The sequence below is a fragment of the Novosphingobium nitrogenifigens DSM 19370 genome, assembly GCF_000192575.1.
GTDB lineage: Bacteria > Pseudomonadota > Alphaproteobacteria > Sphingomonadales > Sphingomonadaceae > Novosphingobium > Novosphingobium nitrogenifigens.
Window position 1 is genome coordinate 1,131,417 of record NZ_GL876926.1, and the last position, 23,329, is coordinate 1,154,745.

At 64.9% G+C, this 23,329-nt stretch carries 19 protein-coding genes; 8 read left to right on the top strand and 11 right to left on the bottom strand.

What is annotated here, in order from left to right; all coding sequences use genetic code 11:
- Positions 1-16 precede the first annotated feature (16 nt).
- The 4 genes from Y88_RS05400 to Y88_RS05415 form a co-directional block, all read right to left on the bottom strand.
- Positions 17-949: a hydroxymethylglutaryl-CoA lyase gene (locus tag Y88_RS05400; RefSeq protein ID WP_008066996.1), complete on the bottom strand. Its 933-nt coding sequence runs from the start codon at positions 947-949 to the stop codon at positions 17-19.
- 64 nt (positions 950-1,013) lie between these two features.
- Positions 1,014-2,906 carry an ABC-F family ATP-binding cassette domain-containing protein gene (locus Y88_RS05405; RefSeq protein ID WP_008066997.1) on the bottom strand — a complete coding sequence of 631 codons (1,893 nt, stop codon included), beginning with the start codon at positions 2,904-2,906 and terminating at the stop codon, positions 1,014-1,016.
- Positions 2,907-2,958: 52 nt separating this feature from the next.
- Positions 2,959-4,359, bottom strand: a complete 1,401-nt coding sequence (locus tag Y88_RS05410) for an 8-oxoguanine deaminase (RefSeq protein WP_018075954.1) — start codon at positions 4,357-4,359, stop codon at positions 2,959-2,961.
- Positions 4,356-5,453 (bottom strand): purine nucleoside permease, encoded by a 1,098-nt coding sequence (locus Y88_RS05415; RefSeq protein WP_232280926.1) that lies wholly within the window; start codon positions 5,451-5,453, stop codon positions 4,356-4,358. Before Y88_RS05415 ends, Y88_RS05410 begins: the two co-directional genes overlap by 4 nt.
- Before the next feature lie 190 nt (positions 5,454-5,643).
- Between Y88_RS05415 and Y88_RS05420 the strand changes: the two genes are divergently transcribed.
- Positions 5,644-6,567 carry a LysR family transcriptional regulator gene (locus Y88_RS05420; protein WP_008067001.1) on the top strand — a complete coding sequence of 308 codons (924 nt, stop codon included), beginning with the start codon at positions 5,644-5,646 and terminating at the stop codon, positions 6,565-6,567.
- Here Y88_RS05420 and Y88_RS05425 read toward each other — a convergent pair.
- From Y88_RS05425 to Y88_RS05440, 4 genes are read right to left on the bottom strand one after another with little or no spacing between them, the layout of a single operon-like run.
- Positions 6,564-7,709, bottom strand: a complete 1,146-nt coding sequence (locus Y88_RS05425; RefSeq protein WP_008067002.1) for a nucleoside hydrolase — start codon at positions 7,707-7,709, stop codon at positions 6,564-6,566. The two genes, Y88_RS05420 and Y88_RS05425, sit on opposite strands and share 4 nt — an antisense overlap.
- Entirely contained in the window at positions 7,696-8,712 is a 1,017-nt protein-coding gene (locus Y88_RS05430) for an adenosine deaminase (protein ID WP_008067003.1), read from the bottom strand. The genes Y88_RS05425 and Y88_RS05430 overlap by 14 nt, the downstream gene beginning before the upstream one ends.
- 3 nt (positions 8,713-8,715) lie before the next feature.
- A complete protein-coding gene (gene guaD / locus Y88_RS05435; protein WP_008067004.1) occupies positions 8,716-10,029 on the bottom strand; it encodes a guanine deaminase in 1,314 nt (437 codons plus the stop codon).
- Between the two features lie 17 nt (positions 10,030-10,046).
- Complete coding sequence (locus Y88_RS05440; RefSeq protein ID WP_008067005.1) at positions 10,047-10,985, bottom strand: 5'-methylthioadenosine/S-adenosylhomocysteine nucleosidase; 939 nt, start codon at positions 10,983-10,985, stop codon at positions 10,047-10,049.
- A gap of 421 nt (positions 10,986-11,406) precedes the next feature.
- Between Y88_RS05440 and kdpF the strand changes: the two genes are divergently transcribed.
- The 6 genes from kdpF to Y88_RS05470 all read left to right on the top strand — a co-directional run bounded on the left by kdpF (position 11,407) and on the right by Y88_RS05470 (position 19,309).
- A complete protein-coding gene (kdpF, locus tag Y88_RS05445) occupies positions 11,407-11,496 on the top strand; it encodes a K(+)-transporting ATPase subunit F (protein WP_018075953.1) in 90 nt (29 codons plus the stop codon).
- A 28-nt stretch (positions 11,497-11,524) separates the two neighbouring features.
- Positions 11,525-13,228, top strand: coding sequence for a potassium-transporting ATPase subunit KdpA (gene kdpA, locus Y88_RS05450; protein WP_026167017.1), 1,704 nt, complete (start codon positions 11,525-11,527; stop codon positions 13,226-13,228).
- A gap of 63 nt (positions 13,229-13,291) precedes the next feature.
- Positions 13,292-15,298 carry a potassium-transporting ATPase subunit KdpB gene (gene kdpB / locus Y88_RS05455; RefSeq protein WP_008067007.1) on the top strand — a complete coding sequence of 669 codons (2,007 nt, stop codon included), beginning with the start codon at positions 13,292-13,294 and terminating at the stop codon, positions 15,296-15,298.
- A gap of 35 nt (positions 15,299-15,333) precedes the next feature.
- Entirely contained in the window at positions 15,334-15,915 is a 582-nt protein-coding gene (gene kdpC / locus Y88_RS05460) for a potassium-transporting ATPase subunit KdpC (RefSeq protein ID WP_008067009.1), read from the top strand.
- Entirely contained in the window at positions 15,912-18,620 is a 2,709-nt protein-coding gene (locus Y88_RS05465) for a sensor histidine kinase (protein ID WP_008067011.1), read from the top strand. The genes kdpC and Y88_RS05465 overlap by 4 nt, the downstream gene beginning before the upstream one ends.
- Entirely contained in the window at positions 18,617-19,309 is a 693-nt protein-coding gene (locus Y88_RS05470; protein ID WP_008067012.1) for a response regulator, read from the top strand. The genes Y88_RS05465 and Y88_RS05470 overlap by 4 nt, the downstream gene beginning before the upstream one ends.
- 7 nt (positions 19,310-19,316) lie before the next feature.
- Here the strand turns inward: Y88_RS05470 and Y88_RS05475 are convergent, their stop codons facing one another.
- A complete protein-coding gene (locus Y88_RS05475; RefSeq protein WP_008067013.1) occupies positions 19,317-19,559 on the bottom strand; it encodes a hypothetical protein in 243 nt (80 codons plus the stop codon).
- 106 nt (positions 19,560-19,665) lie between these two features.
- Here Y88_RS05475 and Y88_RS05480 point away from each other — a divergent pair, with 106 nt between their 5' ends.
- Positions 19,666-20,250 carry a methyltransferase family protein gene (locus tag Y88_RS05480; protein ID WP_008067015.1) on the top strand — a complete coding sequence of 195 codons (585 nt, stop codon included), beginning with the start codon at positions 19,666-19,668 and terminating at the stop codon, positions 20,248-20,250.
- On the opposite strand, the gene Y88_RS05485 is transcribed toward Y88_RS05480, so the two are convergent.
- Both Y88_RS05485 and Y88_RS05490 read right to left on the bottom strand, forming a co-directional pair.
- A complete protein-coding gene (locus Y88_RS05485; protein WP_008067022.1) occupies positions 20,228-21,529 on the bottom strand; it encodes an ABC transporter ATP-binding protein in 1,302 nt (433 codons plus the stop codon). The genes Y88_RS05480 and Y88_RS05485 overlap by 23 nt on opposite strands.
- A gap of 44 nt (positions 21,530-21,573) precedes the next feature.
- Positions 21,574-23,319 (bottom strand): ABC transporter permease, encoded by a 1,746-nt coding sequence (locus tag Y88_RS05490; protein ID WP_008067024.1) that lies wholly within the window; start codon positions 23,317-23,319, stop codon positions 21,574-21,576.
- Between the last annotated feature and the right edge of the window lie 10 nt (positions 23,320-23,329).

Genomic DNA, 23,329 nt, shown 5'->3' on the forward strand with positions numbered 1-23,329 from the left:
ACAATCAATCCCTTACTTACGCTTTATCGCGTGGAAAGTGCGGAGCGCGCGCGACCATCGCGGGCAAGGCCTTGTCCACCACCGGCGCCAGCCAGCGATTGGCCGCGATCAGCGCGTCGAGATCGAGCCCCGTGCGCACGCCCGCCCGTTCGAGCATGTAGACGACGTCCTCGGTTGCGACATTTCCCGCTGCCCCCGGTGCGAACGGACATCCGCCAAGACCACCAATCGCAGCGTCGACCACACTGGCCCCCGCTCCGATCGCTGCCCAGACATTGGCAAGCCCGGTTCCGCGCGTGTTGTGGAAATGCACCCGCACCGGTATCGCGCCCGCAAGAGCACGCGTCGCCGCGACAAGGCGCGCCACCCGCGCGGGATCGGCAACGCCGATGGTGTCGGCGAGAGCAATCTCGCACGGTGAGGCCGCGATCAGTCCCGCCACGGCTTCCAGCACGATGTCGTCGGACACTTCGCCGCTGAACGGACAGCCAAAGGCGACGGCGATCGTTGCCTGCGCCGATTTTCCCGCAGCCTTGGCGGCGTCGATGATCGCGCGGGCCGATGCGACAGAATCCGCGCTCGACATCCCCTGATTGGCGATCCCGAAAGCATCGCTTGCAACCGCAACCGCGCCCAGCTGGTCGATGCGTCCGGTTGCCAGCGCCCGTTCGGCGCCCCGCAGATTGAGGACGAGACCGATGTAAGTGACGTCATCCCGCTCGGGCAGGCCCGCTGCCACCGCGTCGGCATCGGCCATCTGCGGCACGGCACGCGGATTGACGAAGCTGGTCGCCTCGATCCGGCGCACCCCCGCGGCCAGCGCCCGATCGATCAAGGCCAGCTTGTCGGCGGTCGAAACCGGCGTCTTTTCATTCTGCAGACCGTCGCGCGGGGATACCTCGACGATTTCGATGCGCGCGGGGGCGAATGGGGAAGCCGTGGCCGTCATGGACGCGGTCCATAAAGTCGCTCGCACGCCTTGCCCAGACGCCATTTCACCTTTTGACCCGAGGTTATCCGGGCATCTGCCCGGTTTCCATCGCGGTTTCGTAAGCCTCGCTGGCTTCGAGCCAGAGCGCCTCGGTCTCTTCAAGAGCGGTCGAAGCCATGCCCCGACGGCGCGAGAGTTCGCCCATGGTCAGCTTGGCAAGATCGCCCTTGGCGCTCGACGGTTCGAACATGGCCTGATCGAACGCGCTGATCTCGGCCTGAAGCCGGGCCATCTTGGCCTCGGCATCGGTCACTTTCTTCTTCAGCCCGCGCAATTGCTCGCGCAGTTGGGCACTGGCGCGCCGGTCGGCCTTGGCCCCGCCTTTCGCCTTGGCCGAGTTCTCGTCCTTGGGCTGATTCCGCCCCAGCACGAAATCGATGTAATCCTCGATCGCACCATCGAAAGGCCGCGCAGTGCCTTCATCGACAAGGACAAGCCGGTCGGCCGCCAGTTCCACCATGTGCCGGTCGTGGCTGATCAGGATGACCGTTCCGCTCCAGGTCGCGAGCGCCTGAACCAGCGCCTCGCGCGCATCGACGTCGAGGTGGTTGGTCGGTTCGTCGAGGATCAGCAGATGCGGCGCATCGCGCGTCACCAGGGCCAGCGCCAGACGCGCGCGTTCGCCCCCCGACAAAGTGCGGATTTCGGCGGTGGCGCGTTCCCCGGAAAATCCGAAGCGGCCCAATTGCCCGCGTACAGCCTGCGGAGTGGCGCCCGGCATGGCGCGCGTCATGTGTTCGAGGGGGCTCGCATCGCCCGACAACTCTTCCACCTGATACTGCGTGAAATAGCCGATGCGCATCTTGGGGCTGGTGTTCATCGCCCCTTCCATCACCGGCAGTTGCGCGGCGAGCAAGCGCGCGAGCGTCGTCTTGCCGTTGCCGTTGCGACCGAGCAGCGCGAGCCGGTCATCGGGATCGATGCGCAAGTTCAGCCGCCGCAGCACCGGCTTGTCGCCATACCCGACCGCCGCCATGTCGAGTGTGATGAGCGGCGGACGCAATTCTTCCGGATCGGGGAAAGCAAAGCTCAGGCTGGGGTCTTCGCTGACAGCGGCAATCGGCTGCATTTTCGCCAGCATCTTGGCGCGCGATTGCGCCTGTCGGGCGGTCGAGGCACGCGCGCTGTTGCGGGCGACATATTCGGCAAGCTTTGCCCGTTGCGCTTCCTGCGCGGCGGCAAAGGCAGCGGCCTGTGCCGCGCGTTCGGCCCGCTGGCGCTCGAACGCGTCATAGCCGCCCGGATAGAGCGTCAGCTTGCCACCCTGAAGATGCAGGATGTGATCGACCACATTGTTGAGGAGGTCACGTTCGTGGCTGATGACGATCAGCGTGGCCGGATAGGACTTGAGGAAGTTTTCCAGCCACAGTGTCGCTTCGAGGTCCAAGTGGTTCGACGGTTCGTCGAGCAGCAGGACGTCAGGCTGGGAAAACAGCAGCGAGGCCAATGCCACGCGCATTTTCCAGCCACCGGAAAAGGAATCGAGCGGCTGCCCCTGCATCGTTTCATCGAAACCGAGCCCGACCAGAATGCGCGCCGCCCGCGACGGCGCCGCATAAGCATCGATCGCGATCAGGCGCTCATGAATGTCACCGAGCCGGTGAGGATCGGTCTCGGTTTCGGCCTCCGCCATCAACCGGGTCCGTTCGACATCGGCGGCAAGCACCGTCTCGAACGGCGTCGCGCTACCGTTGGGCGCTTCCTGCGCGATATAGCCCAGACGACATCCACGCGGCATGTCCACGCTGCCGGTATCGGGTTCGAGTTCGCCGATTATGGTCTTGACCAGCGTCGACTTGCCCGCGCCGTTGCGCCCGACCAGCCCGACCTTGCCGCGCGGGGGAATGGCCGCACTCGCGCCCGAGATGATGTCGCGCCCGCCAAGGCGCACGGTAAGATCCGAAATCGTCAGCATGGGTGCCGCCTAGCAGGCGGACGAGCGAAACCCAATGCCTTGCACGCCCCTTTCAGCTTTCGGCCATCAGGCGCGAGAGGGATTTGCGCGCCGCATGGCGAACCGTATCTCCGCTCACACGCGCCAGATGCCCTTCCCGCACGACCGCACGGCCTTCGACATAAAGATCGCGAACTCCGGCGGGCGGCGCCAGAACCAGGGCCGCGACAGGATCCCACGACCCGAGCGAAGCGATCGTTTCGACGTCCCAGATCGCGAAATCGGCGCGTTTCCCGACCGAAATTTGCCCACAATCGGGCCGCCCGAGGATTTCGGCGCCCCCGCGCGTGGCAAGATACAGCGCTGTGCGGGTATCCATCGCCTCGGCCCCGCCGACGACACGTTGCAACAGCATCGCCTGCCGCGCTTCATGGAGAATGTGTCCGGCATCGCTCGATGCGGACCCGTCGACACCCAGCCCGACCCGAGCGCCACCGTCGAGCATCGCACGCACCGGCGCGACCCCCGAACCGAGACGGCAATTCGAACAGGGGCAATGGGCAATGCCCGTGCCGGTCCGCGCGAACAAGGCGATTTCCGCCGCATCGAGCTGAACGCAATGGGCATGCCAGACATCGGTGCCGGTCCACCCCAGCCGCTCGGCATATTCGCCCGGACGGCAACCGAAGCGTTCGAGGCTGTAGGCAACATCGTCACGGTCTTCGGCAAGGTGGGTGTGCAACATCACGCCCTTGTCCCGTGCCAGCAAGGCAGCATCGCGCATCAGCCCTTCACTGACCGAAAAGGGCGAACACGGCGCCACCCCGACCCGGACCATGGCGCCCGGACGGGGATCGTGAAAACGGTCGATCACCCGGACGCAATCGGCAAGGATCGCCTCCTCGCGCTCGACCAGGCTATCGGGCGGCAATCCCCCTGCGCTTTCCCCGACCGACATCGCCCCGCGCGTCGGATGGAAACGCATGCCGACCGCCTCGGCCGCAGCGATCGTGTCTTCCAGCACGACGCCGTTGGGAAAGAGATAAAGATGATCGGAGCTGAGCGTGCATCCCGACAGGGCAAGTTCCGCCAGCCCCAACTGGGTGGCGGCGAAGACGTCTTCGGGACGATAGCGCGCCCAGATCGGATAGAGCCGCTTGAGCCAGCCGAACAGCGACACATCGGTCGCCCCCGGCAAGGCCCGAGTCAAAGTCTGGTACAAATGGTGATGCGTGTTGACGAGGCCGGGCGTCACCACGCAGCCGCGCGCATCGATCACCGATGCAGCCCCTTCACGCAGAGGCGACAGGTCCGCGCTCGTTCCGACCGCCGTCACTTCACCGGCGGAAAAAGCGAACGCGCCTTCGGCAATCTCGCGACGCGCATCGTCCATGGTGACCAGGACACGCACATTGACGACAAGCGTCAGAGGCGGGGCACCGGCTGGCTGGGCGCTCCCCTGCCGAACATTCATCGCGGAATTTCCTTTTCGGTATGGGGCCAATCGGCCAGCAGGCGGTCGATCACTACCGATCCGACGCGATAGAGATTTTCGATTCCCACCCCGAGGCCCGAATAGCCGAGGTTTTCCTGCGCCAGACTGTGCGCGGCATCGGTTCCGGGCGGCGGCAGCGTGTAATTGCTGCCCGCGCGCAGGACCATGACGCGATCCCGGTCCGCTTTCCCGGCATGGGTCAGATAGTCCAGCGCCTGCATGGTGCCGCTTTCCTCCATGGCCGAGGTCACGAATTCACCCTTGCCCCCGGTCCACCGGCGCACCCAGTCGTTGGCCCAACGGTTCATCAAGCTGCCGTGCCAGAACCGCATCGCTGACAGATTATCGCCTTCGAGCACGAACGGCGGGCGCTGCGCCGCCGGGAAACCGACGTAACGGGCCCGCACGGCGGCAACAGCGGCATTGTCGTCGAGCACGACATTGCGGGTCAGCCGGAACGCCCAGTCGGCAAGAGCGGGATTGAGCGCAAAGACCTCGCCATGGTCGGGCGTACGCGACGTGCCATCAAGCGGCCCCTTGCTGTCGAGGGGAAAGAGCCCGTCGGGCCAGTCGGAGGGAATTTCGCGCGCGTCGATTTCGTGCGCCAGATCGCCGTCGACCGCATAGCGCGCCCATGCGGCAGAACCGATCGAGGCGTTTTGGGGATCGATCCCGGCAATCCCGGCCACCAGCCAATAGGCATGGCGAAGATCAAAGCGGGGATCGAGCCCCAAAGCCATGATCGCCGCCGACGACCGGATCGATCCGACGCCGGTAACAATGCCGAGTATCCCGCTGTCGGGATTATAGAAAAGGTCGTGATAACCTTGCGGGAAAGGAATGCGGGTGTCGAGGTGGCGTCGTTCCTTCCACGTCTGGAACTCGCCTGCGGTATCACCGCTGTCCTTGCCGATCTCGAACATGGTGACGATTACGACCCGCACAGGCAGTGGGTGTGAACACGGCCCGGCGGGTGCGCAATCGTCCGCCTGCGCTGCAAGGGATAGTGCCGCAAAGACGAGGGAGAGCGAAGCGGCAGCAGCGACAAGTGCGGAGCGAGAGAAGAATACCATTATATCCGGTCGATAGACAGATTTCCGGTGGGACGGGAGAGGGGATAAACCGCCCCGCCGGAAAGCCGGGATCACGAAAATCTGCTGAAGCCCCCTTCTGCCAATTTCCTGTTTACCGAAGCTAAGGGGTTGACGCAGAGCGAGCAAACGCAATGAACTATACAGTCCGTTCGAAAAATGTGAGCAGTCGATGCCGGCGTTTTCCCGTTTCCTGAGGTACTTTATTGCCGTCGGCCGCCACGGTTCGATCCGGCGCGCCGCCGACGAACTCAATGTCTCGGCCTCCGCGATCGACCGCCAGATCCTGAACGTCGAAGCCGATCTCGGAATGCCGCTGTTCGAACGCCTGCCGACGGGCCTGCGGCTGACGGCGGCGGGTGAAGTGCTGATGGCGGCCGGGGGGCGCTGGCAAAAGAACCTTGCCGATGTCATGGCCCAGATTGAGGACTTGCGTGGGTTGAAACGCGGTCATGTCGAGATCGCGGTCATCGATGCGCTGGCCAAGGGACAGATCCCGGCCGTCATCCACGCGATCCAGACACGCTATCCCGGGATCACTGTCGGCTTGCGCGTGCAAGGCAACGATACCGTCCGCCGTCTCGTCGCCGATGGCGAAGTTGATCTCGGCATCATGTTCGAGCCGCAGTCGTTCCGCGACCTGACCGTGCGGTCCTTCGTCGATGTCGTGCTGGGTTTCGTGACGCCGCCCGGGCATTCGATCGGCCGCATGAGTGAAGCGCGCTTTTCCGTCTGCGCCGGTTCGCCGGTGGTCGTCCCCAGCCGCCCGCTTGCGGTCAGTCAGCAGATCGAGATTCTCGAAGGCGCCTGCGGCATCACACTCGACCGCAAGGCCACGTCGGACAATATCCAGATGATCGCTTCGCTGGTGCAGCAGGGGATCGGCGTCGGCGTGCTGACGTCTCTCGACGTTGCCAGCGAAGTCCAGCAGGGACTTTTGCAATTCACCCGGATTACCGATTCCGTGCTGCGCCCGATGACGCTGGCGTTGTGCACGGCATCGGCCCGCACCCCGTCCTATGCCGCAGCAATCGTGCTCGGCGAACTGGAAGCGGGGTTTCCCGCACTGGGCTTCCCCGCTTCGCTGGAAAATTAAGGTTTCCGGCTGCGTGCCATCAGGCGTTCGATCAGGGCTTCCATCCGGGGCACATCGACCGTTTCGATGACATCGGCAGGCTGTTCGCCCAAGCCAGGCTGATAATGCTCGCGCCAGGACAGCGTGTCGCCATAACTCGGCCCGAACTGAGTCTCGTAATCGACGTAAAGCCGCTCGTGCTGCTTGACCAATGTGGGGTCGAGGAAAACCGCGGCGGCGATTTCGTCCCACATCGGAAAGCCGGTCGGCAGGCTGCGGATCAGCCGGGCAAGATCCGGGCTCGCGACCTTTGCCAGCCGCTCGATGAGTTCGGGCGTCTGCTGCGTGGCGGTCGAGGGGTCGGCCGGAACGACGGTGATATGGCGCCACGGCGCGCGAGAGACGATGCTCGCCGCCTCGGGATCGAAGCGGATGTTGAATTCACGACGCGGGGAATTGGTGAATTCGCGCGCGAAATCAGCGGCCGAGCGATTGTCGAGCACTTGCCGGGGGTTAAAGCTGCCGCCCATGTAGACCAGCTCTTTCGCCAGTGAGGCAAACTGCGGGTCGAGCCGTTGGGCGAGCGCCAGATTGGTCATCGGACCACAGGCGACGATCGTCACTTCGCCCGGATACTTGTGCACCATGCGGATGAGGAAATTGGCCGCCAGTTCCCCGGTCGGCTTGTGCGCGGGATCGCCCCAGGCCAGCGTGACCGGATCGTTGGGGCCGTAATAGGGCGGCGTCGCCTGCTGGGTCGGCTCGACCCAGTTCTTCATCCACGCGCCTTTCCATGTCAGCTTACCGTAAAGCGCTTCCCAGCGTTCGGTCTGCGCCTCGGTATTGACGAGCGGGAACGTCGCGCCCGCACTGACCGGAATGTCCGACCGTCCCGCAAGTTCGAGCCCGCGCAGATCCATGGCGGTCACGCGATTGGCCCAGAGATCGCCCGAAACGCTGGTCAGGCCGAGCACGTCGACATCCCCGGATTCGACCAGCATCGCCTGCATCAGGGCAAAGCCGTCGTCGTCGATGATGACCTTGCGCTTGGCCGCTGCGGCATGGGTTGCGGTAGCGTGCCCCGTTTCTGCATGGGCCGTCGTGCCGAGCAACAGTCCGACGGTCAGCGCGGCAACGGAAAACAGGCGGTCAATGCGTGGCAACGAAAGCCTCCAGTCGATCGAGATGGGCCGCAACCGCATCGGCCGGAAGGAACGATCCGGTCAGGCTGTTGCGCGCCAATTGGGCAAGGTCCGCGCGCGAAAGCCCGCGTGCGCGGGCAATCGCACGATAATTGTCCGCGACATAGCCGCCGAAATACGCAGGATCGTCGGAATTGACCGTGGCATGCAGGCCGAGCGCGAGCATCCGGTCGATCGGATGATGATCCAGCGTATCGACGACACAGAGCTTCAGGTTGGAAAGCGGGCAGACGGTCAGCGTCATCCCTTCCCCGACCAGCCGCTCGACGAGATCCGCGTCTTCCAGTGCGCGGTTGCCGTGGTCGATGCGATCGACATGAAGGACATCGAGCGCCGCATGGACATAGGCGGGCGGGCCTTCCTCTCCGGCATGGGCGACGCGCTTCAACCCCTTGGCGGCGGCAGCGGCAAAGACCCGAGCGAACTTTTCGGGTGGATGGCCAACTTCGGAGGAATCAAGGCCCACGGCCGCGATCCGGTCGAGCCAGGATTCGGCCTCGGCGAGCGTCGCGAAAGCCTCTTCCTCGGAGAGATGGCGCAGGAAACTCATGATGAGGGCACTGGTGATGCCATGCCGTTCCTGTGCCTCGGCCATCGCCGAAAGCAGCCCTTCGATGACGAAAGCAAACGGCACGCCACGCGCGGTATGGGTCTGCGGATCGAACATGATTTCGGCATGGACGACGCCATCGGCAACCGCCCGGTCGAAATAGGCCATGGCAAGATCGTGGAAATCCTGCCGGGTCAACAGCACCGCCGCCCCGGCGTAATAGATGTCGAGGAAATCCTGAAGATTGGAAAAGGCATAGGCCGCACGCACGGCCTCGACATCGGCATAAGGCAGCGACAGGCCATTGCGCCCGGCCAGCGCGAACATCAGTTCGGGTTCAAGACTGCCTTCGATATGCAGATGAAGTTCGGCCTTGGGCAGGCCGGTGATGAAGGCATCCAGGTCAACGCCCATGCGTCATGCTCCCCCAAAGAATTCGAACCGCGCACTGTCGCGATCCCACGCGCGGCGTCCCATGACATAAGTCCGTGACACCGCCCGGTCGTCGCCCAGCACCTGCAGCGCGAAAAGGCGTTCGGCAAGAGGCGCCCCCGCCGTGCGCCGCGCGAGCAGGGACGTTGCCCCGGAATCGAGAACGACGAAATCGGCTTCCTGACCGATCGCCAGCGCCCCGACCTTGTCCCCGACATGCAGGAGTTCTGCCCCGCCTGCGGTTGCCAGCCACAAGGCGCGGAAAGGATCGAGCCGATAACCACCCGCAAGTCCCGCCTGATAGGCAAGGCCGGAGGTATGAAGCACCGAGAACGACGTTCCAGCGCCAATGTCGCTCCCCAGCCCCAACCGCACGCCATGGGCCCCGGCGCGCGCAAAATCGAAGAACCCCGATCCCAGGAACAGATTGGACGACGGGCAAACCGCGATGCCTGCGCCGGTCTCGGCAAGGCGCGCGCATTCACGGTCGGACAAGTGGATGCCGTGCGCAAAGACCGATCGGGCGCCGACCAGGCCGAAACGGTCGTAAGCATCGAGATAATCGCTCGCCTCGGGAAAGCGCGCCGCGACTTCGGCGCATTCGCGAACGTTTTCGGAAAGATGCGTGTGCAGCAGCACATCGGGGTGCCGTGCGAGCAAGTCGCCCGCAACCGCCAGTTGCTCGTCCGAAGACGTCAGCGCGAACCGGGGCGTGACTGCATAGCCAAGCCGCCCTCGCCCGCGCCACGCCCGGATCAGGGCCTCGCTTTCCTCGCGTGCGGCCTGCGCCGTGTCGCAAAGGTCCGGCGGGCCGAGATCCATCAGCACCTTGCCCGCATGGATGCGCATGTTGCGGGCAAGGGCCGCTTCGAAGAGGGCATCGACCGAATGGGCATGAACCGTCGCAAAGACCAGCGCACTGGTCGTGCCGTGGCGGAGCAATTCGTCGAGAAAGGGCCCGGCCACCGCATGGGCATGGCCCGGATCGGCAAAAGCAGCCTCGGCCGGAAAGATGTGGCGTTCGAGCCAGTCGAGCAGTTGTTCGCCATGGGCCGCGATGCGGTCCATCTGCGGATAATGGACATGGGCATCGATGAAACCGGGGACGATCAGCCCCTCGATCCGCTCGACCGGCACCCCGGCGTAACGTTCGGCAAGATCGGCATGATCGCCCCGGTCGACGATGATCCCGTCCTCGACCACCAGCAGGCCGTCGGCATGATGGAGGGCAGCCTCCGGATCAAGCGCGGGATCGCGCGCGACCGAGAGGATTTCCCCGCGAAAAACTTGAATCGTCACGTATGAAATATCCGTTTTCAGTCCGGCAACGCGGCCAGATAGGCGCGCACCACTTTGGCCGAATTGATCGAGGCAAGGTGCATGAACGTGTTCATGCGGTTGGCGTCGGCATCGCCTCCGGCAAGATCGGACAGGCTGCGAAAAACGATGGCCGGAACCGAATTGGCATAGGCGACCTGAATGACTGCCGCGCTTTCCATGTCGAGCACGCGGGCATGCCATGCTGACGCCAGATACTGCCGGAATTCGGCGTTGTCGGCATAGATCCCCGCCGTAACCCCGGTCCCGCCCACGACCACGCGCGGCGCGGCGGGCAGGCACAATGGGGATGCCTTTGCCTCCCGATCGACCGCTTCCGCACAGGCAGAAAGCTTGATCGCGGGAACCACCTTGCGCGCAAGCGCGACCAGCGCGGGGTCGGCGGCCATCGTGAAGAACCGCTGCGGCGGGGCATCGGCGCGCGTCACCGTGGTCCCGCGCGGATAGATGAACTGCCAATTGGCGGGCGCCCCGGGAAACGTCTCGGGAGGCTGCCACCCCTTGGACGTCGCACGGGCGAACGAGGCCTCGAGATACTGGCCCCATTGCTCGGGCACCACGACGTCGCCGATCGACAGCGACGGATCGACACCCCCGGCGATGCCCGAAAAGACGATACGCCGCACTGCAAAACGATCGACCACCATTTGCGTGTTCATGGCCGCGTTGACCTCGCTGACGCCGCTCTGCATCAGCACCACCGGCTTTCCGGCGAGTTTCCCGGTCAGCAGCGTCATGCCGTTGATCGTCCAAGAGCGGCGATCCTCCACACTGCCTTCGAGTGCGGCATATTCGGGCGAAAACGCAGTCATCACGACCGTCCGCGCGATCTTATCGAGCTTTGCATCGGCAGCCGACGCCGTGCCCGGCACGGTCAGAACAAGGCCTGCAAACACGCAGGCCAGACGACGGATCATCGACGATTTCCCCTCTATGGACGGCCGCCTGGCCATTGGCGGATATGTCCGCCCGGCCACCATGCCCGCACCGGACCGTTCGATCCAATGCAATGAAGTGAACGCTTTGTCGCAAAAAATCGAGCACCCGGCAATGTGGTCGGACAGGCGCTCGCGCAGGCCGACTTTACGCTTCCCTTATGCAGGCTGCCACCTTCGCCGTGGAACCTTTACGCCCAAAGGACGCAGGGCACTTTTCGACCCGTCGTCGTCGCGCACTCGTCCTGCCCGTTGCGACGGCGGGTCACCGGACCAATTCGCATATGCGAGAGAACCCGTTGCCATGATAGACCTTGTATGGCTGGCCATGCTTGCCGGCCTTTCGTTCCTGACTTTGGGCTTCATGCGTCTGTGCGACGCGTCGTGACAGGAGAGTGCCTTGATGTCTCCCTCCCTCGTGCTCGCCGGGCTGACTGCTCTTGCCCTGCTCGGCTACCTCGTCGCCGTGCTCATGCGGCCTGAAAAGTTCTGATCGAAAGGAACCACTCATGACTGCGGGCATGACCTTGTCCGGCTGGGCGCTGATCCTCGTCTTCACGGCGATCACTCTTGCGCTCGCCAAACCCATCGGCCTCTGGCTCTTCGCGCTTTACGAAGGTCGCCGGACACCGCTCCACCGCGTGCTCGGCCCGGTCGAGCGCGCCTTTTACCGCCTGTCGGGAATCGATCCGACGCGCGAACAGACATGGCGGCAATATGCCGTCGCCATGCTGCTGTTCCAGGTGGCGACCGCGCTTGCGACATACGCCATCCTGCGCCTTCAGGCCGTGCTGCCGCTCAATCCGCGCGGTCTCCCCGGCCTGTCAGGCGATCTTGCCATGAACACGGCGGTCAGCTTCGTCACCAATACCAACTGGCAGGCCTATGCCGGGGAAAGCACGCTGTCGAACCTGTCGCAGATGCTGGCGCTGGTGCCACACAACTTCCTGTCGGCAGCGACCGGCATTGCCGTCGCCTTTGCGCTCTTTCGCGGTTTCGCACGGCGCCAGACGCAGTTCGTCGGCAATTTCTGGGCCGACCTGACGCGCGTGACGCTTTACCTGCTCTTGCCGATCGCCGCCGTCTATGCGCTGGTCCTTGTCGCCGGGGGCGTTCCCCAGACTTTTGCCAGCACCATCGACGCGACCACGCTGGAAGGCGCGCACCAGACGCTCGTCGTCGGTCCGGTCGCCAGCCAGGAAGCGATCAAGATGCTCGGCACCAACGGTGGCGGCTTCTTCAACGTCAATTCCGCGCATCCTTTCGAAAACCCGACGGCAATCGTCAACCTGCTCGAAATGCTCTCGATCTTCGCCATCGGGGTCGGTCTCACCTGGTGCTTCGGCAAGGCCGTGGGCGACACGCGACAGGGTTGGGCGATCCTTTCGGCCATGATGGTCCTGTTCCTTGCCGGGGTCGCGGTGACCTATTGGCAGGAAGCGGCAGGCAATCCCCTGCTCCACCACGCCGGTCTTCCCGGCGCCAACATGGAGGGCAAGGAAACCCGTTTCGGCACGGCGGCAAGCGCGCTCTTTGCCGTCGTCACCACGGCGGCCAGTTGCGGCGCAGTCAATGCCATGCACGACAGCTTCATGCCGCTGGGGGGGATGATCCCGATGTTCAACATCGAATTGGGCGAAATCGTCGTCGGCGGAGTCGGCTCGGGGATCTACGGCTTCCTCCTCTTCGCCCTGCTTGCGGTCTTCATCGCCGGCCTGATGGTCGGGCGCACGCCTGAATACGTGGGCAAGAAAATCGAGGGTCGCGAAGTCAAGCTCGCCGTTCTGGCGATCGTCGTCCTCCCGCTGTGCATCCTTGGCGGCACCGCGCTTGCCGCCGTCCTTCCCGCAGGGCTCGCCGGACCGCTCAACAAGGGGCCGCACGGATTTTCCGAAATCCTCTACGCCTTCACCTCCGCGACCGGAAACAATGGTTCGGCCTTCGGCGGGATCTCGGCCAATACGCCCTTCTACAACGGCTTGCTGGCCATTGCGATGTGGGTCGGGCGGTTCTTCATGATGGTGCCCGTCCTCGCCATTGCGGGCTCTCTCGCACAGAAGAAATACACGCCCGAAACCGCCGGATCGTTCCCCACCACCGGGGCGCTGTGGATCGGCCTGCTCGTCGGGATCATCCTGATCGTCGGAGGCCTCACGTTCCTGCCCGCTCTCGCGCTCGGCCCGATCGCCGAACAGGTCGCGATGCTGGCCGGAACCACTTTCTGACATTCGCACATCAGACATTTCAGGGGCACGAACCTCATGTCTTCCGCGTCATCTCCCACCTCGATGTTTTCGCCGACGCTGGTCGTCCCGGCGATCGGCGAGGCTTTCCGCAAGCTCGACCCGCGCGAGTTGATCCGCAATCCGGTCATGTTCACCACCGCCACCGTCGCGGTGCTGCTGACCCTGCTGCTGTTCCTCGGGGAAGGCCATCTCTCGATCGGCTTCCAGCTTCAGCTTATCGTCTGGCTCTGGCTGACCGTGCTGTTCGGCACTTTTGCCGAAGCCCTTGCCGAAGGGCGCGGGCGGGCACAGGCCGCCAGCCTGCGCGCAACGCGCAGCGAACTGACCGGCAAGCGGCTTCAGGGCACGGGCGGTTCCTATGAACTCGTCCCGGCAAGCAGCCTGCAAAAGGACGACGAAGTCCTTGTTGAAACCGGGGACCTCATCCCCGCCGACGGGGAAGTCGTCGCCGGGGTCGCCTCGGTCAACGAAGCGGCCATTACCGGGGAATCGGCGCCCGTCATTCGCGAGGCCGGCGGCGACCGCAGCGCCGTCACCGCCGGGACGCGGGTCATTTCCGACCAGATCCGGGTCCGCGTGACCCAGGAACCGGGCCAGGGCTTCCTCGACCGCATGATCGCCCTTGTCGAAGGGGCGCAGCGGCAAAAGACCCCGAACGAGATCGCGCTCACCATCCTGCTCGTGGGTCTCACCATCATTTTCCTGATCGCGGTTTCGACGATCCCGGCCTTTGCCGCCTATGCCGGGGGCGGGATTGCCGTCGCGGTCCTTGCCGCGCTGCTCATCACGCTGATCCCGACGACCATCGCGGCCCTTCTCTCAGCCATCGGCATTGCCGGGATGGATCGCCTCGTGCGCTTCAACGTGCTCGCCAAATCGGGGCGTGCCGTCGAAGCGGCAGGCGACGTCGACGTCCTCCTGCTCGACAAGACCGGCACGATCACGGTCGGCGACCGCGCCGCCTGCGAGTTCCGTCCCCTGCTCGGGGTCACGACGACCGACCTTGCCAATGCCGCGCTTCATGCCAGCCTTGCCGACGAAACGCCCGAAGGCCGCAGCATCGTGACGCTTGCCCGCGAACGCCACGGCCTTTCCGCCGCGCTTCCCGAAGGGGCCGAAATCATCCCCTTCACCGCACAGACGCGCCTTTCCGGCCTCCAGACCGCCGATCGCCTGATCCAGAAAGGCGCCATCGATTCCATCATTCGCGCCAATCCCGGCGCGACCGAAGCCGCCAAGGCCGAACTGCGCCGCAATGCCGAGGAAATCGCACGGCTCGGGCAAACCCCGCTCGGCGTTGCCGAAAACGGTCGCCTGCTCGGCGTCGTCGCGTTGAAGGACGTGATCAAGGCCGGGGTGCGCGAACGCTTCGTCGAACTGCGCCGCATGGGCATCCGTACGGTCATGATCACCGGCGACAATCCGCTGACTGCCGCTGCGATCGCTGCCGAGGCGGGGGTCGATGACTTCCTTGCTGAAGCCACGCCTGAAGACAAGCTCGCCCTGATCCGCGCCGAGCAACAGGGCGGCCGCCTCGTCGCGATGTGCGGCGATGGCACCAACGACGCCCCTGCCCTGGCGCAAGCCGACGTCGGCGTTGCCATGAACACCGGGACGCAGGCCGCACGCGAAGCGGGCAACATGGTCGATCTCGACAGCGATCCGACCAAGCTGATCGAGATCGTGGGTCTGGGCAAGCAGTTGCTGATGACACGCGGCGCGCTCACCACGTTCTCGGTCGCCAACGACGTTGCCAAATACTTCGCGATCATCCCGGCCATGTTCGTGGTGCTCTATCCCGGCCTTGCCGCGCTCAACGTCATGCACCTCGCCAGCCCGCAAAGCGCGATCCTGTCGGCGATCATCTTCAACGCGCTGATCATTCCCGTGCTGGTCCCGCTTGCCTTGCGGGGCGTCACCTTCCGTCCGATCGGCGCAGGCGCGCTGCTTGCCCGCAATCTCGCGATCTATGGCGCAGGCGGCCTTCTTGCTCCCTTCATCGGGATCAAGGCCATCGACCTTGTCGTGTCGGGTCTTCACCTCGCCTGACAAACGCATCTGACCGAATTCGGGGATTTTCTCCCATGCTCAACGATGTTCTTTCCTCCACCCGCCCCGCCATCGTCATGACCGGGCTCTTCTTTGCCCTGACCGGCCTTGCCTATCCGGCCGCCGTCACCGGCATCGCCCAGGCGCTGTTCCCGCATCAGGCCAACGGCTCGCTCGTCCATCAGGGCCATGCCGTGATCGGGTCCGAACTGATCGCGCAGGGCTTTGGCGGGGACGGCTATTTCCACCCCCGCCCGTCGGCCGCTGGCAAGGGCTATGATCCGACCGCGTCGAGCGGATCGAACCTTGCGCCCACGGCCAAGGCTCTGGTCGATCGCGTCGCCGCCGATGTGAAAGCCAATCCCGGCGCCCCGGTCGACATGCTCACGACCTCGGCCTCCGGGCTCGACCCCGACATCAGCCCGCAGGCCGCGCATTGGCAGGTCGATCGCGTCGCCGCGGCCCGTCACCTGCCCGCAGCGCAAGTCTCGGCCATGGTCGATCGCGCGACGCAGTTGCCGCTTGCCGGATTTCTGGGCGAACCGCACGTCAACGTACTCAGCCTCAATCTCGCGCTCGACAGGGCCACGGGCAAAGGCGCAAATAGCGCGCGATGAACGAACCGCCCCGCCCCGACCCCGACGCGCTGCTGCGCACGCTCGCGCTCGGCAACGGAACCACGGACGGCGCCGACAAAGGCCCCGGCGAAGGCCGTCGCGGAAGACTGAAAGTCTTTCTCGGCGCCGCGCCGGGGGTCGGCAAGACTTGCGAAATGCTCGACGACGCGGTCGCCCTGCGCCAGTCGGGCATCGATGTCGTCATCGGCCTTGTCGAAACCCATGGCCGAATGGACACTGTCGCCCGCACCGCCGGGTTCGAGATGATCCCGCGCAAGATGATCGTCCATCATGGCCGCCATCTCGAGGAACTCGACATCGACGCCGTGCTCGCGCGTCGTCCCGCGCTGGTCCTGGTCGACGAACTCGCGCACACCAATGCCCCCGGCAGCCGCCATGACAAACGGTATCAGGATGTCGAGGAAATCCTCGATGCCGGGATCGACGTCCACTCGACTCTCAATATCCAGCATCTGGAAAGCCTGAACGATGTCGTTGCCTCGTTCACGCGGGTTCGTGTGCGCGAAACCCTGCCCGACCGCGTGCTCGAACAGGCCGAGATCGAAATCGTCGATCTTCCCCCCGACGAGTTGATCGAGCGGCTGCGCGACGGCAAAGTCTATGTGCCCGAGGAAGCCAGCCGGGCGCTCGCGCATTTCTTTTCCAAATCCAATCTGTCGGCTTTACGCGAACTGGCCCTGCGCCGGGCGGCACAGGCCATCGACGCGCAAATGCTCGATCACGTCCGCGCCCATGCCCTTGCCGGGAAATGGGCTGCGGGAGAACGACTGGTGGTCGCCGTCTCCGAACATCCCGGCGCGATCCAGCTCGTGCGCGCGGCCAAGCGCATGGCCGACGCCCTCGGCGCGCCGTGGAGCGCAGTCCATGTCGAGACCGCGCGCGATCTTGCCTATTCCGACGCCGAGGCGCGCCAGCTTGCCGGGACGCTCGAACTGGCACAGCATCTGGGCGGACAGACCGCCGCCATTCCCGCCGAGACCGTCTATGATGGCCTTGTCACCTTTCTCGACGAAGCCCGCGCAACCCAGCTTATCCTCGGCAAGGCACCGCGCTCGCGCTGGCATGAATGGCGCCACGGCTCGGTCGTCGACTACATGGTGCGCAACAGCTCGAACGTCGCGATTCAGGTCCTTGCGCTGGAGGAAGAACCGCCGCTGGCACGACAAGCCTCCGCGCAACGGATCGGCCCCAACCGGTGGGGATCTCCGACCGGTTATGCCGTTTCGCTGGTTCTGGTCGCGCTCGTCACCATGGTCGGCCATTCGATCGCCGGGCTCGGCAACATCACCAATATCGCGCTGCTCTATCTCTTGCCGGTGCTGGTCGCGGCGACCCGTTTCGGCTTGCGCACTGGGCTCGTCACCGGCCTTGCCTCTTCGCTTGCCTACAATTTCTTTTTCATCCCGCCGCTCTACACCTTCACCATCTCCGATCCCCAAAACCTGATCACGGTCATGGTCCTGCTCGGGATCGCCGTTCTCGTCAGCCAGATGGCCTCGCGCGTGCGCGACCATGCCTTGCTCGCGCGTCTCAGCGCCGCACAAAACAGCGCGCTTGCGGGTTTCGCCCGGCAAGTAACGGGAATCGCGGACGAAACCGAACTCGGGCAAGTGCTCTGCGCCGAAGTCGCGCGCCTGCTCGACGTGCGCGCCGTGTTCATGCTGCCCGAAGAAGCGGCACTGGTCGTGCGGGCCGCCAATCCCCCCGACGACCGCCTGGAAACGCTCGACCGGGCGGCCGCGCGATGGGCCTATGACAACGACCGCCGGGCGGGACGCGGGTCCGATACCCTGACCGCCTGCGAATGGATGTTCTCACCCATTTCTGCCGGTGGGCGCGTGCTCGGCGTGCTTGGCGTCGCGCGCGAGGATACCGGTGCCCCCGTCCGCACCGATCAGATGCCACTGCTCTCCAGCCTGCTCGATCAGGCAGGGCTTGCCCTCGAACGCATCGCGCTCGAAACCGAAATGACCAGCGTTGCCAAGCTGCGCGAACAGGATCGGCTGCGGACCGCGCTGCTGTCCTCGGTCAGCCATGACTTGCGCACGCCGCTGACCGCGATCATCGGCAACCTGGCCGCAATTGCCCCGGCCGATGCGACACAGGCCGAACAGCTCGGCTCTGCCCGCGCCGAAGCCGATCGCCTGCGCCGTTTCGTCGCCAATCTGCTCGACATGGCCCGGATCGAGGCAGGCGCGCTGACCGGAACGCATGAGCCGGTCGATCTGGCCGATGCCATCACCGGCGCGGTCCACGACTTGCGCGGGCAACTCGTGCGCCATCCGATCCGCATGGAAGTCTCGCCCGACCTGCCGTTCGTCGTGGTCGATCCGCAGCTCTTTCACCAGTGCCTGATCAACCTCATCGACAATGCCGCCAAATACGGCAATCCCGACAGCCCCATCACCATTGCCGCCCGCCGCGAACCCGGCGCCCTTGCCCTGATGGTCATGGACGAAGGTCCCGGCCTTCCCCCCGGAAGCGAGGACCGGATTTTCGAGACGTTCGCCCGGATCGAAGGGTCCGACCGCAAGGGCGGCACCGGCCTTGGCCTTGCCATCGTGCGCGGGTTCTGCATGGCGATGGGCCTCAGGATCAGCGCCGCCAATCGCGCCGATCATCCCGGCGCCTGCTTCACCATCCGCTTCGACGAAGCGCATCTGATAACCGGAGATCCCCAATGAGCCCGACCCGCGTTCTGGTGGTCGAGGACGATGCGGCCATCCGCCGCCTGCTCCAGACGGCCCTTGTCCGCGCCGGTCATGCGGTGATCGAGGCCGCCGATGCACGCGCGGCCATGGCGGCGCTATCCATCGACAAGCCCGATGCGGTCCTCCTCGACCTGGGCCTGCCCGACCGCGACGGACTGGAACTCGTTCCCCTGATCAAGGCCACGGGCGCGGCTCTCATCATCGTGTCCGCGCGCGAGGACACCGACCAGAAAGTCACCGCGCTCGACCTTGGCGCCGACGACTATGTCATGAAACCCTTCGACAGCGAGGAACTGCGCGCGCGCCTTCGCACCGCGCTGCGCCATCGCCTTGCCGCGACCAGCCTTTCGGAAAAGGTCGTTCTGGGCGACGTCGAAATCGACCTCTCTGCCCGGCGGATCACCCGCGCCGGAGAGGACGTCCACCTGACGCCCAAGGAATACGCGATGCTGGTCGAACTGGCGCGCCATCCCGGCCGCGTCATCACCCATGCACAACTCTTGCGCGCCGTCTGGGGCCCCGGCCACGAACACGACGTCGAATACCTGCGCGTCACGGCCCGAGGTATCCGCCGAAAACTGGAAGCCGACCCCGCGGTGCCCAAATTGCTGCGCAACGAACCCGGTGTCGGTTACCGCCTCGAAGGCCAGACCGAGAAGTGAAGGTCGGCTAGTCCCGGCCCAGCAAACTGCGGCAGGCGTCGGGATGGCGGTCGGTTGCGCAGTACCAGTCGGTCAAGGCCATGTGTGCGCGATAAACCCCGTAGCCGAGCACCAGAAACGTCGCGAGCGTTCCCAAAAGAGCGGTCCGCCGCGCATGGCCGCGCGCCAAGGCAACACCCGTCATGAGAGCAATGACCAGCGCGGCAAGGCGCATCAGCCAGAACAAGGCGATAAGAACGAGACCCACCATCGCAGGCGATGCTATCCCAAGCACGCAGGCGCGGCCAGTGGTGCGCATCTTCCTTTTGAGCGCGGATCCTTTTGCCGACAACACTCGAAACGGATAGTCTCAGGTCATGTCGATCCTTGCCCACCTTGCCTATGCGGCCGCCTGGCTGCTCTTTGCCGTTCTGCACAGCGGGACGGCAGGCGCAGGGGTCAGGACGGGTCTCGGGCGCCTGTTCGGGCGGGCCCATCGCCTTGTCTTCAATGCTCTCGCCCTTGTCGAGGTCGCAGCTGTCATGGGACTGGGGGCATGGCTCGGGCGCGGAGCCCACATGCTGCCCCTGCCCGCGCCGGTCCATGCCGTTCAACTTGGCATGACCGTCCTTGGCGCAGTGCTGCTCCTCTCCGGCCTTGCGGCCTATCGCATCGGGCCTTTCCTTGGCTGGGCCCAGTTGCGCGGCGAAGAGGACGAGGACCAGCCGCTCGTCATCGCCGGGCTTCATCGCTATATCCGCCACCCGCTCTACAGCGCTGCCCTGCTGCTGCTGTGGGGCCGGGTCATCGACGAACTGTCACTGGCCACCGCGCTATGGGGCAGCCTTTATCTCGTGATCGGCAGCCGGATTGAGGAAGGCCGCCTTCTCGCCCGCTATGGCGAAGCCTATCGCCGCTATCGCACGACGACGCCTGCCTTCATTCCGCGTCTTCGAGGCTGAAGCGGTCGGCTTCCTCGTCGAAACTGAAAATCTCGGCATAACGGCCCCAGAGCGTGACCGTGCGCAAGGTCTCGTCGGCGTAGTCCTCGCTCATGTAATCTTCGAGTTCGTCGCGGAACCGGCGCGCGGGCGCCTCGTGGCTGGCGCGTTCGTCGAGCACGCGGCGGATATGCTGGACCAGCGGCACATGCTGCGTCAGGGCTTGCGCGAAGAGAGCCTTGCGCTGGTCGACGTCGCTCTGCGCATAACGGCGGGCCGTCGGCGTCAGGACCAGTTCGGCTCCACGCAATTCGGCAAAGCGCAACAATTGCAGCGTTTCGGCCATCGGGAACAATTCGTCCGCCTCCAGCTGAAGCGAGTCGGCAAGATCGGCCATGCTCGCCTTGCCTTCGAACGGCGTGCCGTCGACTTCCTCGATCAGCCCCGCGATCGAGTTGGTCGAAACGCGCGGCAGGACCATCGCGATGCCGGTGCCGGGGAACAGTCCGTCGGCCCGCATCGGCGCGGTGATTTCGGTCCGCGCAGTCATGCGGGCATAGATGTCGTCGACCAAGGCGCGGAACGCGGGATCGAGCCGGTCGCGCGGCTGGGGCAGATCGACCTTGATCTCGGCGACGACCCGCCCCGGATTGGACGAGAACACCAGGATGCGGTCGCACATCAGCACCGCTTCCTCGATATTGTGCGTGACGATCAGGATCGACTTGATCGCGACACGCCCCTCCGACCACAGATCGAGCAAGTCGGTGCGCAGCGTTTCGGCAGTCAGCACGTCGAGCGCAGAGAATGGCTCGTCCATCAGCAGGAGCGAAGGATTGACCACCAGCGCGCGCGCCAGCCCGACCCGCTGGCGCATCCCGCCCGAAAGCTCCTTGGGATAGGCGTTTTCAAAGCCGTCGAGCCCGATAAGGTCGATCGCCGCCAGCGACCGGCTGCGCGCCTCATCGGCGGGAACGCGCAAGGCTTCGAGCCCGATCTCCACGTTTTCGAGTACAGTCAGCCAAGGGAACAGGGCAAAGGTCTGGAACACCATCGCCACTGTCGGATCGGGCACATCCGGCCCCGGCACCAGCCGCGCGATGCCTTCGCTCGGTCGGATCAGCCCGGCGATCGAACGCAGCAACGTGGACTTGCCAGAGCCCGAACGACCGAGCAGGCCGACGATCTCGTCCTGCGCCAGCGTCAGGTTCACATCGTCGAGCACGAGATGGTCCTGGCCTGAGTAATAGTGGCGCAGTCCCTTGACTTCGACCAGCATGGGCTTGGCGGCTTCGGCCATGGCGATTTATCCTCGGTCGGAATGCGAAAGGAGAAAGGAGGGGATCACGACAGACGCAGGCGCCGGTCGGCATAGGCATAGAGCGGACGCCAGAGCAGCCGGTTGAACCCCAGCACGAACAGGCTCATCACCCCGATGCCCAGCGCGACGCGGGGATAGTCGCCCGCCGTCGTCGCCTCGGCAATAAAGCTGCCGAGACCACGCGCGACGAGATGGCGGTTCCCCCAGTCCACCGCTTCGGCGACGATCGAGGCATTCCACGATCCCCCGCTCGCGGTCAGGGCCCCGGTCACGTAATAGGGGAAAATGCCCGGCAAGGCGACCTGACGCCACCATTGCCAGCCGCGCACCCGGAACATCCACGCCGCCTCGCGCAAGTCGGTCGGAATGGCGCTTGCCCCGGCAATGACGTTGAACAGGATGTACCATTGGGTGCCAAGGATCATCAGCGGCGACAACCAGACATCGGGCGCCAGATCGAACCGAACGATCGCCATGACCGCAAAGGGGAACAGGACGTTGGCGGGGAACGCGGCAAGGAACTGCGCCAGCGGCTGCAACCGTTCGGCCCAGACCGGACGCAGGCCGATCCACACCCCGACCGGCACCCAGACAAGGCTTGCCAGCGCGATCAGGACCATGACGCGGATCATGGTGAGCCCCGCCAGCAGGACCGCCGTCAGCACGTCACCCCACATCAGCGAACGCATGATATAGCGCGACAGCAGGACCAGCGCGGCGGTCGCGGCGACGATGACCAGAGCCTGCCACACCTTTTCCAGCAAGGGATAGCTGCGCGCAGGTCCGATGGCTTTTCGCCGCCCGACACGGGGCTCGAATGCGAGCAAAAGGCGCCCTATCGCGCCCAGCGGCGCCAGCACCACCGGCAAGAGCCGGGTCCGGCGCAAGAGATCGAAGACCCACGACCGAGGCCGCTCGGCCGACGCGGTCATCTCGAACCGGAACCGATCGGCCCAGGCGACGATGGGGCGGAAGAAAAGCTGGTCATAGGCAACGATCACCAGCGCCATCGCCGCGACCGCCTCGCCCACCGCCAGAAAATCGCGGCGACCGATCGCAAGGGCGAGCCACGACCCGATCCCGGGCAGCGTCACCGTCGTCTTGCCCACCGTGATTGCTTCGGACGCGACGACAAAGAACCAGCCGCCCGACATCGACATCATCGCGTTCCACACCAGCGCGGGCGTCGCGAAAGGGAGATCGAGTTTCAGGAACCGGCGGATCGGCGACAGGCGATAGATGACGGTCGCTTCTTCGAGATCGGACGGGATCGCCCGCAGCGACTGATAGAAACTGAAGGCCATGTTCCACGCCTGACTGGTTAAAATGGCGAAGATCGACGCGCATTCGACCCCCAGCACGCTGCCGGGGAAGAGCCCCATGAAGAAGGTGACGGTAAAGGTCAGGAAGCCCAGGATCGGCACCGATTGCAGGATGTCGAGCGCGGGCACGATCAACTGCCCCAGATGTCGGCTGCGCGCCGCCAGCGTTGCCACCACCAGTGTGAACACGGTCGATGCGAACAAGGCGACGAACATGCGCAACACCGTGCGCAAGGCATAATAAGGCAGATAGGACGGATCGAGCGTCAGCGGTTCGAGTTGCAGCGTCGAAAGCGGCGCGACCGTTGCCTCTGCGGTACGGAAGAAAATCGCCGCCAACCCGCCCAGAATGACGAACGCGATCGCGTCTTCCCGACTGGGCCGGGTCAGGCGCAACATCCGCGAAAAGGCGGGAAGCGGGCGGGCGGAATGACGGTCCGGGGTCATCGCTTCTTCC